Raw genomic sequence first — 16519 nt, 5'->3', positions numbered from 1 at the left:
GGGCGCCGCCATTCGTCCGACCAATGACGGCGCCGCCGCGGGGCCGTGCGGGGACACCGCACGGCGCGCGAAGGTGCCGCATCCGTCCCGCCGGACGGATGCGGCACCGAGGGGCCTCTCGGCCCGTGTTTCCTTACAGCGCCGGGTGGGCGTTCTTCATGAGCTCCTGGAACTGGGCCGAGAACCACTGGCCCGCGAGCGGGGAGTCCGGCAGCGCGCCCGACATGCTGTTCCCGTTACGGGCGTTGCCCGTGTACGTCGGGTCGCACATGCGGTCGAAGCCCTTGCCCTCGGTGTTCGGGATCTCCTTGGAGGCGCCGTCGGACTCGCCCGGGGGCTTCATCCAGACGTACGCGTCGATGCCCGCGGCGGGCGCCGCCTGGGGCCGTTCGCCGAGACCGGCACCGGACTGGTTGCACCAGTTGCCGAGGTGGATGCGGCGGTCGTACTTGCCTCCGTTGACGTACGTGTCGACGCTGGTCAGCGCGCCCGGACCGGTGGGCCGCTGGGTGCCGCCCCAGCCGTTGCGGGAGGTGTCGATCAGCATGCCGAGGTTGCTGTTGAAGCCGATCGAGACGAGCTTGTCGCGCATCGCCTGGGCGTACGACAGCTCGTCGGTGTACTGGTTCCAGTCGATCCACTTCGACGTGCGCACCGAGGTGCCGTTGACGGAGTCCCCGATCTTGAAGTGGTCCTCCTTCAGGGCGCTGTAGTTGGCGGTGTTGACGATGAAGCCGTGCACCCTGTCGACCGTGGAGCCCTCGGCCGTGGCAGCGGTCTTGAACAGCTCGGCGGACGGGCCGAAGTTGCTGTCCCAGCCCAGCCAGCCGTGGTGACCGGCGTCGACGTAGTTGTATACGTTGCCGATCGAGCCCAGCTTGTTGAGGGCGTAGCCGACACCGGTGATGTAGTTGCCGTTGGCCTTCATGACGTCACAGTTGGCGGTGGCCGTCGGACGGCCGGAGACGTTGGTGACCAGGTTCGGCAGCGAGTCGATCTCGACCGCGTTGACGATCCGCAGGCCCGCGTACTTGGGGTCGGCGAGGATCGCGGCGATCGGGTCGATGTACTCGGTCTTGTAGCGGCCGATCTCCGTGGCGCCGAGCTCGCCGTTGGAGGCGAGCGCCGCGCAGTCGCGGCCCGGCAGGTTGTAGATGACCAGCTGGACGACGATCTCTCCGGTGCCCTTCTGCTTCAGGGCCTCGTCGAGGTGGGCGCGCAGGCCCCTGGCGCCGGGGGTGCCGTTGATGGCGGCGATCCGGTCCATCCATACGCCGGTGGGCTGGTTGGCGATCCTGCTGCCGCCGGGCTCGGCGGCGGCCTTCGCGCTCCAGTCGGGGTTCACGTACACCTTGGCGCCGGCGTACGGGTTGTCGACCTTGCTGCCGGCCGGCGGCGGGGTCGTCGGGGGAGTGGTGGGCGGGGTGGTCGGGGGCTCGGTCGGCTCGGTGGCCCCGTTGCAGGTGACGCCGTTCAGCTTGAAGGTGGCGGGCACGGCGTTGGTGCCGCTGTACGTGCCGTTGAAGCCGAAGGAGGTGGAACCGCCGGTGGCCAGGGCGCCGTTGTAGGAGGCGTTCTTGGCGGTGACGGCGGCGCCGGCCTGGGTGATGGTGGCGTTCCAGCCCTGGGTGACCTGCTGGTTGCCGCCGTAGGACCACTCCAGGGTCCAGGCGGAGACCGGGTCACCGGTGTTGGTGACGGTCACGTTGGCGCCGAAGCCGGTGCTCCACTGGTTGGTGACCTGGTAGTCGACCTTGCAGCCGGGGGTGGCGGCGCCGGCGGTGGCGGTGCCGAAGACGGTGGCGGTGGCGCCGGTGGCCGTGATGAGGCCGAGCGCCGCCAGGAGGGCGGTGCGACTGGTGCGGCTCATGCGGGTGGGGATTCCTTTCAGGGGGTGAGGCTGCGCAGGTGGTCGCGCAGCCCGATGCCGAATGCGGTGGGTGTGCCGTCGTACGAACTGATCAGCGCGGGACCGGAGTTGCAGTTCCAGGTGTTCCAGGTCCAGCCGAGGTACGAGAGCCCGCGGTCGTCGAACCACTTCATGACGCGGTCGATGAACGCGTGTCCGCAGGTGTTCTCACCGATCTCGCCCGCCAGCAGAGGTACCTGTGCGGCTACCGGGGCGAGGGTGTCGTTCCAGCACGTCTCGTTGGAGCAGGTGTTGAAGTTGTAGACGTGCCAGGCGGCGGCCAGATTCGCCGCCGAATCCGTGGGGCGGTACGTGAGCCACTGGCTCAGGTCGTTGGAGTACGCGATGCCGGGGACGAGGACGAGGTTCTTCGCCCCCGTGGCACGCACGGTGTCCAACAGGTCCTGCATGCCGGCGACTTCGTAACCGATGCCGGGGCAGGTGCCGCCGTCGCGCCAACAGGACCAGGCCTGTGCCGCGGTGGAGGTCGCCCGGTCCGGGTAGGGCTCGTTGAACAGGTCGAAGACGACCCGCTCGTCATTCTTGAACGTGTTCGCCACCGAGGTCCAGAACGCCGGGGTGTACCGCGCGTTCGGCATCGGCTTCTGGCACGAGGCGTGCACGTCGGAGCAGCCCGAGGAGTTACCGGTGTACTGGCCGTACGTCCAGTGCAGCTCCACGACCGGGGTCATGCCGTGCGCGAGGACCTTGGTCACCAGGTCCTTCACGGCGTTCACGTAGTTCGTGCCCCGGTATTCGGGCTTGATGTTGTCCAGGCCGAGCCAGCATTCCTCGTTGAGGGGAATGCGGACCGTGTTGGCCTTCCAGTCGGCGATCGCCTTCACCGAGGCGTCGTCGACGGGACCGTCCCAGATGCCGTGGCCCTGGACGCACATGAACTCGCCGCCGGAGCGGTTGACGCCGAGCAGGCGGCGGACCGCGCCGTACTGGTCGACGAACTTGTTCCCGACGACGCCGAGTTCGGGAGCGCCGGTGACCGGAGTCGGCGGCGGCAGGGTCGGCGGGGTCGTCGGGGGAGTGGTCGGTGGGGTGGTCGGGGGAGTGGTGGGTGAAGTGGTCGGGGTCGGGGTCGGGCCGGCTCCGTCGGTGGTGCACGGAGCGCCGTTGAGCGAGAACGCGGTGGGGGCCGTGTTGGTCCCCGTCCACGAGGCGATGAAGCCGGCCGTAGCCTTCGCGCCCGTGCCGAGCGAGCCGTTCCAGCTCTCGTTCGTGACGGTCACGGTGGCGGCGGACTGGGACCACTTGCCGCCCCAGCCCTGGCTGACCACCTGTCCGGCCGGGAAGTCGAAGCCGAGGCTCCAACCGCTCAGCGCGGCACTGTTGTTGGTGACGGTGACGGCACCCTGGTAGCCGCCGGCCCATTGGCCGGAGACCGAGTACTCCACCGTGCATGCGGGTTCGGCCGCGGCTCCTGGGGCCGTTCCCATGAGGGCGAACGCGGTGCTCGCCATCGTGAGCGCCGCTCCGGAGAGCAGCGCGGACAGACGTGGGGGATGTCGCATCGAAGCGAGTCCTCGCAGCGAGGGCGCACCGGTGACGGTGCGCCGACTGGATGGAATCGCTCCCACTGGGGTCGGGGCAGACCGTAGCGGCAACTGACGCCAAGCAAAAGAGGCGTTGAGTAAATTCCCTGCGTTTTGACTTCGACTTCTCACACACCTTGACGGCGTAGCGCCCCAACTGCACAGTGGGAGCGCTCCCACTGGTTCAAAGCTTGACTGTCGAACGATTCAGCTCTTCGCATCCCCGACCCCCCGAGCCGCGAGGAGAACCACCCGCATGCCACGTCTTCGCCCCAGAACGAGCCCCAGAACGCGACCACGCCTGCAGCTCACCGCGCTGGCCGCCGCGCTCTCCCTCCCCCTCGGCCTCACGGCCGTCGGCGCCACCACGGCCCAGGCCGCCGCCGTCCAGTGCAGCGTCGACTACAAGACCAACGACTGGGGTTCGGGCTTCACCGCCGAACTCACGCTCACCAACCGGTCCACCGAGCCCCTGAACGGCTGGACGCTGACCTACTCCTACGCCGGCGACCAGAAGCTCACCAGCGGCTGGAGCGGCGTCTGGTCCCAGTCGGGCAAGAACGTCACCGTGACCAACGCGGCCTGGAACGGCACGCTCGCCGCGGGCGCCGCCACGTCCACCGGCGCCCAGTTCACCTACAGCGGGGCCAACACCGCGCCGACCGGCTTCGCCGTCAACGGCACCACCTGCGCCGGCGCGCACCAGCCCCCCGTCGCCGTCCTCACCAGCCCCGCGCCCGGGGCCGTCTACACCGTGGGCGACGCGGTGCCGCTCGCCGCGACCGCCGCCGCGGCCGACAGCGCCACCGTGAACAAGGTGGAGTTCTACAGCGACACCACGCTCCTGGGCACGGACACCACCGCGCCCTTCACCCACAGCGCCACCGGACTCGCGGCCGGCGCCCACTCCCTCTACGCCAAGGCCTACGACACCCTCGGCGCCTCCGCGGAGTCGGCCCCCGTCGGCATCACCGTCGCCGCCGGAGCCGCGCTCGTCGCCTCCCCGAGCCAGCTCGGCGTGCGCCAGGGCGCCACCGGCACCTTCGACCTGAAGCTGTCCACGGCCCCCACCGCGAACGTCACGGTGAGCGTCGCCCGCACCTCGGGCAACACCAACCTCACCGCGACCCCGGCCTCGCTCACCTTCACCCCGGCGAACTGGAACACCGCCCAGAAGGTGACCGTCGCCGCCGCGGCCACCGGCACCGGCTCCGCCGTCTTCACCGCGAGCGCCCCCGGCCACGCCAAGGCCGAGGTCACCGTCGCCCAGCTGGCGGCGAACTCCACGTACGACGCCCGCTTCCTCGACCTCCACGGGAAGATCACCAACCCGGCCAACGGCTACTTCTCGCCCGAGGGCATCCCGTACCACTCCGTCGAGACGCTGATCGTCGAGGCCCCCGACCACGGGCACGAGACGACCTCGGAGGCGTACAGCTACCTCATCTGGCTCCAGGCCATGTACGGCAAGATCACCGGCGACTGGACCAAGTTCAACGGCGCCTGGGACACCATGGAGAAATTCATGATCCCGACCCACGCCGACACGCCCACCACCGGCAATTACAACGCCTCGAAGCCGGCGACGTACGCCCCCGAGTGGGACCTGCCCTCGCAGTACCCCGCCCGGCTCGACTCCGGTGTGACCTCGGGCTCCGACCCGATCGCCGCCGAGCTCAAGAGCGCCTACGGCACCGACGACATCTACGGCATGCACTGGATCCAGGACGTCGACAACGTCTACGGCTTCGGCAACGAGCCCGGCAAGTGCTCCGCGGGCCCGACGGCGTCCGGCCCCTCGTACATCAACACCTTCCAGCGCGGCCCGCAGGAGTCCGTCTGGGAGACCGTCACCCACCCCACGTGCGACAACTTCACCTACGGCGGCAAGAACGGCTACCTCGACCTGTTCACCGGGGACGCCTCCTACGCCAAGCAGTGGAAGTTCACCAACGCCCCCGACGCCGACGCCCGGGCCGTTCAGGCCGCCTACTGGGCCGACCTCTGGGCCAAGGAGCAGGGCAAGGGCACCCAGGTCTCCGCGACCGTCGGGAAGGCCGCCAAGATGGGTGACTACCTGCGGTACTCGATGTTCGACAAGTACTTCAAGAAGTCCGGGAACTGCGTCGGCCCGACCACCTGCCCGGCCGGCACCGGCAAGGACAGCGCGCACTACCTGATGTCCTGGTACTACGCCTGGGGCGGCGCCACCGACACCTCGGCCGGCTGGTCCTGGCGCATCGGATCCAGCCACGCCCACGGCGGCTACCAGAACCCGCTGGCCGCCTACGCGCTCAGCTCCTACGCCCCGCTCAAGCCCAAGTCGGCGACCGGCGCGGCGGACTGGGCGACCAGCCTCGACCGGCAGCTGGAGTTCTACCGCTGGCTGCAGTCCGCCGAGGGCGGCATCGCGGGCGGCGCCACCAACAGCTGGCAGGGACGCTACGCCACCCCGCCGGCCGGCACCCCCACCTTCCACGGCCTGTTCTACGACGAGAAGCCCGTCTACCACGACCCGGCGTCGAACCAGTGGTTCGGCTTCCAGGCCTGGTCGATGGAGCGGGTCGCCGAGTACTACCAGCAGACCGGTGACGCCGAGGCGAAGACCGTCCTCGACAAGTGGGTCTCCTGGGCGCTGTCCGAGACCACGATCAACCCGGACGGGACCTACCGCGTCCCCTCCACCCTCCAGTGGTCCGGCAAGCCCGACACCTGGAACGCGGCGAACCCCGGCGCCAACGCCGGCCTGCACGTCACCGTCGCCGACTACACGAACGACGTCGGTGTCGCCGCCGCCTACGCCAAGACCCTGACCTACTACGCGGCCAAGTCCGGCCACGCCGAGGCCAAGCGGGTCGCCAAGGCCCTGCTCGACGGCATGTGGGACCACCACCAGGACCCGCTGGGCATCGCCGTCGAGGAAACCCGCGCCGACTACAACCGCTTCGACGACCCGATCTCCGTACCGAGCGCCTGGACCGGCACCATGCCGAACGGCGACACGGTGAACAGCTCCTCCACCTTCGCCTCGATCCGCAGCTTCTACCAGGACGACCCGGCCTGGCCGAAGGTCGAGGCCTATCTGGCGGGCGGCGCGGCCCCCGTCTTCACGTACCACCGGTTCTGGGCCCAGGCGGACATCGCCCTGGCCATGGGCTCGTACGCGGAGCTGCTCGAATAGCAGCCGCCCCGCACGGAGAGGCTCCGCGTACGACGAGACCGGGCGGACCCCGCGAGGGGGCCGCCCGGTCTTCGGCCGTCTCCCCGATGCCGCCGACCCGCCCCGCCCGAGGCGCAGGCTTCACGCGTCCGCGCGGAGCGCCACCTCGTCGACCACGTCGGCGAGCGAGCCCCGCCGCGCGAACACCGCACGCTGCCGGGCGGCGCCGCACCCCGCGGCCTGTTGGCTCGTCCACAGCTCCCGCACCAGGTCGAGCTCGCCGGCCGCCGCGAGGGAGGGGGCGGCCTTCGCGAGGAGGTCCTCGACCAGATCCACCGCCGGGCGCGGCGCCCCGTTCGCCGGGTCCAGACCGTGCCCCGCCAGACCGTCGCGCGCCGACCGCCAGTGGGCGGCGCGCAACAACGCGTCGCTGATCTCCGGCGCGGGGACCTCCTGGCGGATGTCGGTCAGCAACGCGGCCGCGAGCCCGCGCAGCAACCCTGCCAGGAGCAGGACGGTGTCGAGCTCCGTGCAGACGTCGGCGACCCGGACCTCCAGGGTCGGCCAGTGCTCGTTGGGCCGGCAGTGCCAGTAGACCGTCCGCCGGTCGACCAGCATGCCGGAGCCGACCAGCTGGTCCACCAGCAGGTCGTACGCGGCGGCGTCAGCGAGGAGCGGGGCCGGTCCCGCTCCCGGCAGCTGGGCCCAGCGCATGAACCGCCAGCTCGCGTAGCCGCTGTCCCGGCCGCAGTGGAACGGGGAGTTGGCGGCCAGCGACTGCAGTGTGGGCAGCCACGGGCGCAACCGGTTGCCGAGTCGCACCGCCTCCTCGCGGTCCGCCACCTCCAGGTGCACATGGCAGCCGCACACCCCGATCCCGCTCTCGGCGGTCACCAGGGGGCCGTAGCGGTCGGCGATCCTCCGGTACCGCACCTCGTCGGTGAGCTCCTGGCCGCCGCGCGAGGCCAGCGGGGCGGTCCCGGACGCCAGCGCCAGGCAGCCCGTCTCCTCGGCGGCGCCTGCCACCCCCGCCCGCAGCTCGGCCAGCTCCGTGCGCAGACCGAGCAGATCGACGACCGGCCGGGTGCGGGTCTCCACCATGTCGGTGAGGATCTCGGGCCCGACCCGGTCGGCCAGCCGGTCACGCGCGCGCTTCACCACCGTGGCCGCGGAGCCGAACGGGGTCCGGCTGGTCCGGTCGACGAGGAGGAACTCCTCCTCCACTCCGATCCTGGGCAGGGCGGCGGCCTGTGCGGCAGGTTTGGTCACGGCCCGAGCATATCCAGTGACGGTGTGTCAGCTCCGTTGTGCGGGTGCCTTCCGCGCGCCATGACGGGCCCGGCCGGGAGGCCCGCGCCGCCGCGCACCCGCCACCTGCTGGATTCACGGGGAACGGGTCCATTGACGCGCGCGGGCCACACTCCTACGTTCTCGTTCGGACATACGGCCGTTGGTCGAAATTTCGAACGCTTCGCACGAGAGGACATCGCGTGTCCCACGCCGATCGAACCACCCGCGCCGCCCGTTTCACTCTCGACCCCGACTTCACGGTCGGTCCCGTCGACCCCCGGCTCTTCGGCTCCTTCGTCGAGCACCTCGGACGCTGCGTCCACACCGGCATCCACGAGCCCGGCCACCCGGCCGCCGACGAGGACGGGCTGCGCACCGACGTCCTGGAACTCGTCCGCGAGCTGGGTGTCACCGCGATCCGCTACCCCGGCGGCAACTTCGTCTCCGGGTACCGCTGGGAGGACGGCGTCGGCCCGGTCGAGCAGCGCCCGCGCCGCCTCGACGTGGCCTGGCGGTCCACCGAGACCAACCGCTTCGGGCTGAGCGAGTTCATCGCCTTCCTCCGGAAGGTCGGCCCGGAGGCCGAGCCCATGATGGCGCTCAACCTCGGCACCCGTGGCGTCACCGAGGCCATGGACCTCGTCGAGTACGCCAACCACCCCGGCGGCACCGAACTCTCCGAGCGGCGCGTCGCCCACGGCGACAAGGACCCCTTCGGCATCCGCCTGTGGTGCCTGGGCAACGAGATGGACGGCCCCTGGCAGACCGGGCAGAAGACCGCGGAGGAGTACGGCCGGCTCGCCGCGCAGACCGCGCGCGCCCTGCGCCAGATCGACCCCGATCTCGAACTCGTCGCCTGCGGCAGCTCGGCGCGCGGCATGCCGACCTTCGCCGCCTGGGAGGCGACCGTCCTCGCGGAGACGTACGAGGTCGTCGACCACGTCTCGCTGCACGCCTACTACGAGGAGGTCGACGGCGACGGCGACTCCTTCCTCGCCTCCGCCGTCGAGATGGAGGCCTTCATCGAGGAGGTCGTCGCCACCTGCGACCACGTGGGTGCCCGGCTGAAGTCGGCGAAGCGCCTCACCCTGTCCTTCGACGAGTGGAACGTCTGGTACCAGCGCCGGCCCAACCCGCATCCGGTGGAGGACTGGCAGGAGGCCCCGCGACTCCTGGAGGACGTCTACACCGTCACCGACGCCGTGGTGTCCGGCACCCTCCTGATCGCCCTGTTGCGGCACGCCGACCGGATCGCGGTGGCCTGTCTCGCCCAGCTCGTCAACGTGATCGCGCCGATCATGACGGAGCCGGGCGGCCCCGCCTGGCGCCAGACGACCTTCTTCCCCTTCGCGCAGGCCTCCCGGTACGGCCGGGGGACGGTCCTCGACGTGCGCGTGGACGCGCCGACGTACGCCACGGAGAGGTACGGGGACGTCCCGCTGCTGCAGGCCACGGCCGTACGGGGTGAGGACGGCGTCGTGACCGTCTTCGCGGTGAACCGTGGCAGGGACGCGTCCCTGCCGCTCGAGGTGGCGCTGCGCGGTCTCCATCCGACCCGGGTCGTCGAGCACAGCGCGCTCGCCGACGCGGACCCGGAAGCGCGGAACACCCTCGACGAGCCGGAGCGGGTCGTGCCGCACGCGGTGGAGGGCACGACGCTGGTGGACGGCACCCTGAGGGCCGTCCTGGAGCCGATGTCGTGGAACGTCATCAGGCTGCTCTGACGGGCCCTCTGTTGAATCCTTTCACAAGAACCGTCGCGACTCCCCGCGCGAAGCGCTTCGAAAGATCCGGTCGGAAGCGTTGACGTGGCTGGCGGACGACCCTACTTTGTCCCAGCAAGCGCTTTCCTGAAACGTTCCATTAACGCGCGGAGGACGAACTGTGCGTACGCAAGGCACTGTTGACCGTCGGAGCATGCTGAAGGTCGCCGGCGGCTCGTTGGCGGCTCTCGGCCTGACCGCGGCGGGCTGCGGCACCGGCTCGGGCTCCGGAGACGGCACCGTCACGATTCGGTACAGCTGGTGGGGCTCGGAGGACCGGGCCAAGCGGATCAACCAGTCGATCGCGCTCTTCGAGAAGAAGTTCCCGAAGATCAAGATCAAGACCGACTTCCAGCCCTACGCCGACTTCTGGAAGAAGTTCAACACCCAGGCGTCCGGCGGCAACGCGCCGGACGTCTTCCAGAACGCCATCGGCTTCCTGCGCAAGTACGACGCGAAGAACGTCCTCCTCGACCTGCGGGAGCAGGCCGCGGCGGGGAACCTCCGCCTCGACGGCTTCCGGGCCGGCCTGGAGAAGTTCGGCGAGGTCGACGGCAAGCTGCTCGGCGTCCCCGTCGGCAGCAACTCGATGGCCCTCGTCGTCGACCAGGCCGTCTTCACCAAGGCCGGGGTCACCCCGAAGCCCGGCTGGACCTGGGACGAGTACCACGCGGCCCTCGCCAAGATCCAGGAGACGCAGGGCCGGGCGGGCGACGCGGGCCCTTACGGGATCATGTACCTGTACGACCTCTACCTGCGCCAGCAGGGCAAGGCCTTCTTCACCACCTCCGGCCTCGGCTTCACCGAGGCGGACCTGACGGACTGGTGGAGCAAGGCCGTCACCCGGGTGAAGTCCGGCGTCTACGCCGACCCGAAGAAGACCATCCCGGTCAAGCCCAAGTCGGCGGTGACCGCCGAACTCGCGGGCTGCGAGTTCACCTGGGACAACTTCGCCGTCCGCTACACCTCCGAGGGCAAGAGCCAGTACGGCCTCGCCCCCATCCCCACCACGGACGGCCGCAAGACCGGCCAGTACCTCGGCTCCCTCATGCTCAGCGCCTCCAAGCGCACCAAGCACCCCAAGGAGGCCGCCCAGTTCATCGACTTCATGGTCCACGACCCCGAGGTCGGCAAGATCATGGGCTACGACCGGGGCGTCCCGGCCACCACCGCCCAGAACGACGCGTACGTGCCCTCCGACGAGGTCGGCAAGCAGATCGCCGCGTACGAGAAGCAGCTCGTCGAGTCCCGCGTCCTGGAGCCGATCACCCCGCACCCGGCAGGCGCCGACGTCTGCGAGGCGGCGTTCATGCGGCTCGCCGAGGAGATGTCACTGGGCGAGCGGCCGGTGGCGGACGCGGTGAAGCAGTACTTCACCGAGGCGAAGACGGCGCTCTCCTCCTGATGGGCGCCGCCGTGACCTCCGCACCGAACCCCGCACCGCGGCCCGAGCGGGTGACCCGCCAGGACGTGGAGACCGCGCCCGCGGGCTCCGCGTCCGGCGGGCGCCCGCCCGGGGCGCCGGGCCGCACCGCCCGCCCCCACCGGGCCCGCCGCGAGAACCTCGCCGGCTACCTCTTCATGTCCCCCTGGATAGCGGGCTTCCTCCTGCTCACCGCGGGGCCCATGGTGGCCTCCCTGTACTTCGCCTTCACCGACTACAACCTGTTCGACGCCCCGAAGTGGATCGGCCTCGACAACTTCACCGAGATGTTCGGCGACGCCCGCTGGCGGACCTCGGTCGAGATCACCGGCTGGTACGTGGTGATCGGCACCCCGCTGAAACTGGCCGCCGCGCTCGGCGTCGCCCTGCTGCTCAACCAGAGCCGGCGCGGGCAGGGCTTCTACCGGGCCGCGTTCTACGCGCCCTCGCTCATCGGGGCCAGCGTCTCCATCGCCATCGTCTGGCGCGCCATCTTCTCCGACGGCGCGGCCGTCGACCGGGCGCAGCAGGTCTTCGGCATGGAGGCCGGAGGCTGGATCGGCGACCCCGACCGCATCATCTACGCCCTGGTCGCGCTCACCGTCTGGCAGTTCGGCGCCCCGATGGTCATCTTCCTGGCCGGACTCAAGCAGGTGCCACGCGAGCTCTACGAGGCGGCGCAGGTCGACGGGGCGAGCCCGTGGCGGAGGTTCTGGCACATCACCCTGCCGATGATCTCCCCGGTGCTCTTCTTCAACGTGCTCCTGGAGACCATCCACTCCTTCCAGATCTTCGGCTCCGCCTACATCATCGGCAGCCAGGGCAACGCCTGCGGGCCGGCCGACGGCACGCTCGTCTACACCTGCTACCTGTACATCCAGGGCTTCGAGAACAGCCGGATGGGTCTCGCCTCTGCGATGGCCTGGATGCTGCTGCTCGCCGTCGGCCTGGTCACGGCGGTGCTGTTCTGGTCCCAGCGGCGCTGGGTGCACTACGAGGAGGGGGCCCGATGAGCCTCGCACGCACCGGCGCACGGACGACCGGACCGCGGACGACCGGACCGGAGACGACCGGCACACGGAACGGGAAGAAGCGCACGGCGGGCTCGATCGCCTGGCACCTCGGGTCCCTGGCCGTCCTCGCCGTCATCCTCTATCCCGTGGTGTGGGTGATCGGCGGCTCCTTCAAGCCGAACGACGAGATCGTCGGCAGCCTGACGCTCTTCCCCACCGACCCCCTCACCGACAACTACCAGCGGCTCGCCGACGGCATCGCCGACATCCCCATCTCCACCTTCTTCGGCAACTCCCTCTTCCTGGCCGTCGGTTCGGTGGTGGGCGTGCTGATCTCCAGCTCGCTCTCCGCGTACGCCTTCGCCAAGATCGGTTTCGCCGGACGCGGAGTGCTCTTCACCCTGATGATCGGCACCCTGCTGCTTCCGTACCACGTGCTGCTCATCCCGCAGTACGTGCTGTTCCAGAAGCTCGAACTCATCAACACCTACACGCCGTTGCTGCTCGGCAAGTACCTGGCGACGGACGCCTTCTTCGTCTTCCTGATGCTCCAGTTCATGCGGGGACTCCCCAAGGAGCTGGACGAGGCCGCGCGCCTCGACGGCTGCGGGCACCTGCGGACGTACTGGTCGATCGTGCTTCCGCTGTGCCGGCCGGCGCTCATCACCAGCGCGATCTTCACGTTCATCAACGCGTGGAACGACTTCATGGGCCCGCTGATCTATCTCAACGAACCCGAGAAGTACACGGTCTCGCTCGGCCTGAAGATGTTCGTCGACCAGGACGGCGTCGCCAACTACGGCGGCATGATCGCGATGTCGCTCGTGGCGCTGCTCCCGGTGGTGGCCTTCTTCCTCGCCTTCCAGCGGTACCTCATCGACGGCATGGCCACCTCGGGCCTCAAGGGCTGAGGGGGTGGCCGTCGCGATGAGGGAACGGTTCCTGGCCCGGTTCGGGATCTTCGCCGAATGCCTCCTGGTGGGGGTGTGGATCGCCGTCGCCGCACTCCCGCTGGTGACGCTCCCCGCGGCGCTCGCCGCCGGGGCGGCGCATCTGCGGCGCTGGACGGGTGACGAGCAGGCCGGCCTGCGGTACTTCGCCGCCGATCTGCGCGCGGCCCTGCGGGGCGGTGGCTGGTCGGCGGGGCTCGGCTACGGTGCCGCGCTCGCCCTGGTGGGCGCCGACCTCGCGTTCGTACGGGCGCTGCCCGTGCCCGGCGGGCGGGCGGCCGGGACCCTCGCGATCGTCGCGGCGCTCTGGCTGACGGTCACCCTCCTGCGAGCGGCCACGGCCTGGCGCCCGGGCCTGCGCTGGCGTCCCCTGCTCGGCCCCGCCGCCCGCCGCACGCTGCGTGACCCGGCCGGTTCCCTGCTCGTCGTCTGCGGTCTCGCGGTGATCGCCGCGTCGGCCTGGTTCTCCGCACCACTGGCCCTGCCTGCCCTCGGCATCCTCGTCGCCTCGGCCCTGGCGGCCGAGCGGCGCCGGGCGGCCCCGGCAGCCGTCTGATCCACCCGCCCGCGGGGGCCCGACCCCGGGCCCGGCCCTCGGCCGTGACGGGGCTCCCGTCCCGAGGGCCGCCGCGTCGCTTCCCGGCGCCCCCCCCGCAACCTCCCGATTCCTCGGGCATGCCGTCGGCCTGCCCATGAAAGGAGTTTCCGTGTCCTCGATACCTCGCCGTTCCCTCCTCAAGGCCGCCGCCGTGGCCGGAGCAGCCGCGCAGTTCAGCTGGGTCCTCGGGCGCGAGCAGGCGCAGGCCGCCCCGGCCGCCGAGGCCGCCGAGGCGGCCGGGGAAGGGAGGCCCGCGACCGTCACCTGGCTGGAGCCCGGTGGGCTGGGCGCCGCGGCCGGCTCCACCTTCGGCGCCGCCTGGCCCAAGGGCGTCCACCCCGGCGACCAGGCCTTCGCGCTCACCACCGCCGACGGCGAGAACATCCCCGTACAGACCTGGACCACCGCCCGCTGGCCCGACGGCTCCCTCAAGTGGACCGCGCACGCCGTCGGGCCCGAGGCCGCGGGCGCCGAGCGCTTCACCCTCGCCCCCGGGACCCCGGCGACCGCCGCGAAGACCGTGACCGTCACCCAGACCGACCGCCGGATCACCCTCGACACCGGCACCGTCCGGGCCGTCGTCTCCAAGGACGGCGGGAAGCTCGTCGAGTCCGTCACCCGCGACGGCGTGAAGATCGCCACCGACGGCCGGCTCGTCCTGCTCCGGCAGAGCGACCTCGACGACGGCGACCAGGGCAACGCCAAGTGGGAGCGGTTCGACGGCGAGATCTCCGGCGCCGTCGTCGAACAGACCGGCCCCGTCCGGGCCGTGGTCCGCATCGACGGCAAGCACCGCAAGGGAAGCCGCAGTTGGCTGCCCTTCTCGGTCCGCCTCTACTTCTACGCGGGCTCCGAGTCCTTCCGCATGGTCCACACCATCACCTACGACGGCGACCAGAACAAGGACTTCATCCGCGGCCTCGGCGTCCGCTTCACCGTCCCCATGCGCGACGCCGCCTACGACCGGCACGTCCGGATCGCCGGCGAGGGCGCCGGATTCCTCACCGAGGCCGTCCAGGGCATCACGGGACTGCGCCGCGACCCCGGCGCCGCCGTCCGCACCGCCCAGGTCAAGGGCGAGAAGCTGCCCGACCCCGCAACCTGGGACCAGCGCGTCACCACCCGCATGCAGTACGTCCCCACCTGGGGCGACTACACCCTCTCCCAGCTCTCCGCCGACGGCTTCGCCCTGCGCAAGCGCACCAAGGCCGGCCACGGCTGGATCCCCGCGGGCGGCGGCCGACGCGCGAGCGGCTTCGGCTACGTCGGCGGCGTCACCGGCGGACTCTCCTTCGGCCTGCGGGACTTCTGGCAGAAGCACCCCGCCCAGCTCGACATCAGGAACGCGGCCGGCGACGAGGCCGAGGTCACCCTCTGGCTCTGGTCGCCCGAGGCCCAGCCCATGGACCTGCGCTTCTACCACGATGGCATGGGCCAGGACGCCTTCCCCGAGCAGCTCGAAGGCCTCAACATCACCTACGAGGACTACGAACCCGGCTTCGGCACCCCCTACGGCATCGCCCGCACCAGCGAGCTGATGTTCTGGGCCAACGCCGCCACCCCCACCGCCGCCGCCCTCGTCGAGCAGTCCGCCGCCGTCCGCACCCCGCCCCAGCTCGCCGTCAGCCCCGAGGACCTCGTCCGCGCCCGCGTGTTCGGCGGTCTGTTCTCGCCCGTCGACCGCTCGACCCCCGCCAAGGCGAAGATCGAGGACCACCTCGACTACCTCTTCACCTACTACAAGGACCAGGCGGAGCAGCGCCGTTGGTACGGCTTCTGGGACTACGGCGACATCATGCACACCTACGACGAGGACCGGCACCAGTGGCGGTACGACGTCGGCGGCTACGCCTGGGACAACTCCGAACTCTCGCCCGACCTGTGGCTCTGGTACGCCTACCTGCGCTCCGGCCGCGCCGACGTCTTCCGCTTCGCCGAGGCCATGACCCGCCACACCGGCGAGGTCGACGTCTACCACCTCGGCCAGTGGGCCGGCCTCGGCACCCGCCACGGCGTCCAGCACTTCGCCTGCAGCGCCAAGCAGCAGCGCATCTCCACCGCCGTCTACCGCAGGCCGTACTACTTCCTCACCGCCGACGAACGCGTCGGCGACCTCATGCACGACCTCGTCGACTCCGACGAGACCTTCCTCGTCCTCGACCCCATCCGCAAGATCCGCACCGAGCCCTACACGCCCGACCGCCACGCCCTCTCCATCGGCTTCGGCACCGACTGGAGCGGCCTCGCCGCCGCCTGGCTCACCGAGTGGGAACGCGGCGGCCCCAAGGCGGCCAAGGCCGAGGCGCGGCTGCGCTCCACCATGGAGACCATCGCCGCCCAGCCCAACGGCTTCGTCCAGGGGACAGGCCTCTACGACCTCGACACCGGCCGCTTCGCCGTCGCGACCGAACCCGTCGTCGGCGTCTCCCACCTCTCCGCCATGTTCGGCCTCGTCGAGATGTGCGCCGAGCTCATCGACCTCGTCGACCTGCCGCGGTTCAAGGCGGCCTGGCTCGACTACTGCCGCTACTTCAACGCCTCCAAGACCGAACAGGCCGCCCGCTACGGCAAGAACTTCGGCACGCTCCTGCTCTTCCAGGGCCACTCGCGCCAGGACGCCTACGCCGCCGCCCAGCTGAACGACGCCAAGCTCGCCCAGCGCGCCTGGGCCAAGTTCGACAAGAGCGACGGCTACACGGCGGCCATGGTCTGGGACAAGACCCCCGTCCAGGGCTCCGCCGCCCTCGAACCGGGCTACGAGCACCTCTGGATCAGCACCAACACCACGGCCCTGTACGGCCTCGCCGCCATCCAGAACCTCGCCCTCGTCGGCGACCACCTGCCCGCGTGAGCACCGAGAGGAACAGGA

General features: G+C 70.6%; 10 protein-coding genes. 7 read left to right on the top strand and 3 right to left on the bottom strand.

Going from position 1 to position 16519, the window contains the following annotated elements:
• Positions 1 to 133: 133 nt before the first annotated feature.
• Entirely contained in the window at positions 134 to 1870 is a 1737-nt protein-coding gene (locus IO20_RS0124910; RefSeq protein ID WP_030553882.1) for a glycoside hydrolase family 6 protein, read from the bottom strand.
• A gap of 17 nt (positions 1871 to 1887) precedes the next feature.
• A complete protein-coding gene (locus IO20_RS0124905; RefSeq protein ID WP_030553880.1) occupies positions 1888 to 3432 on the bottom strand; it encodes a cellulase family glycosylhydrolase in 1545 nt (514 codons plus the stop codon).
• 277 nt (positions 3433 to 3709) lie between these two features.
• Here IO20_RS0124905 and IO20_RS0124900 point away from each other — a divergent pair, with 277 nt between their 5' ends.
• Positions 3710 to 6634, top strand: a complete 2925-nt coding sequence (locus tag IO20_RS0124900; RefSeq protein ID WP_051874649.1) for a glycoside hydrolase family 48 protein — start codon at positions 3710 to 3712, stop codon at positions 6632 to 6634.
• Positions 6635 to 6754: 120 nt separating this feature from the next.
• Here the strand turns inward: IO20_RS0124900 and IO20_RS0124895 are convergent, their stop codons facing one another.
• Positions 6755 to 7882 (bottom strand): carboxylate-amine ligase, encoded by a 1128-nt coding sequence (locus IO20_RS0124895; protein ID WP_030553876.1) that lies wholly within the window; start codon positions 7880 to 7882, stop codon positions 6755 to 6757.
• A gap of 221 nt (positions 7883 to 8103) precedes the next feature.
• On the opposite strand from IO20_RS0124895, the gene arfA reads away from it, so the two are divergent.
• The 6 genes from arfA to IO20_RS0124865 all read left to right on the top strand — a co-directional run bounded on the left by arfA (position 8104) and on the right by IO20_RS0124865 (position 16501).
• Positions 8104 to 9627, top strand: a complete 1524-nt coding sequence (gene arfA, locus IO20_RS0124890; protein ID WP_030553874.1) for an arabinosylfuranosidase ArfA — start codon at positions 8104 to 8106, stop codon at positions 9625 to 9627.
• A gap of 193 nt (positions 9628 to 9820) precedes the next feature.
• Entirely contained in the window at positions 9821 to 11071 is a 1251-nt protein-coding gene (locus IO20_RS0124885) for an ABC transporter substrate-binding protein (RefSeq protein ID WP_030553872.1), read from the top strand.
• Positions 11071 to 12102 carry a carbohydrate ABC transporter permease gene (locus IO20_RS0124880; protein ID WP_030553871.1) on the top strand — a complete coding sequence of 344 codons (1032 nt, stop codon included), beginning with the start codon at positions 11071 to 11073 and terminating at the stop codon, positions 12100 to 12102. Before IO20_RS0124885 ends, IO20_RS0124880 begins: the two co-directional genes overlap by 1 nt.
• Positions 12099 to 13013 carry a carbohydrate ABC transporter permease gene (locus tag IO20_RS0124875; protein WP_030553869.1) on the top strand — a complete coding sequence of 305 codons (915 nt, stop codon included), beginning with the start codon at positions 12099 to 12101 and terminating at the stop codon, positions 13011 to 13013. Before IO20_RS0124880 ends, IO20_RS0124875 begins: the two co-directional genes overlap by 4 nt.
• Before the next feature lie 4 nt (positions 13014 to 13017).
• Positions 13018 to 13608 carry a hypothetical protein gene (locus IO20_RS0124870; RefSeq protein WP_037636213.1) on the top strand — a complete coding sequence of 197 codons (591 nt, stop codon included), beginning with the start codon at positions 13018 to 13020 and terminating at the stop codon, positions 13606 to 13608.
• Positions 13609 to 13759: 151 nt separating this feature from the next.
• The gene (locus IO20_RS0124865) at positions 13760 to 16501 is read left to right on the top strand and encodes an exo-rhamnogalacturonan lyase family protein (protein WP_030553865.1); all 2742 of its coding nucleotides are present in this window, start codon (positions 13760 to 13762) and stop codon (positions 16499 to 16501) included.
• Positions 16502 to 16519: the final 18 nt, after the last annotated feature.

The organism is Streptomyces exfoliatus, from assembly GCF_000725545.1.
Taxonomy (GTDB): Bacteria; Actinomycetota; Actinomycetes; order Streptomycetales; family Streptomycetaceae; genus Streptomyces; species Streptomyces exfoliatus.
The sequence above is the reverse complement of the archived record's forward strand: the minus strand, read 5'-3'. Positions and strand labels throughout refer to the sequence as shown.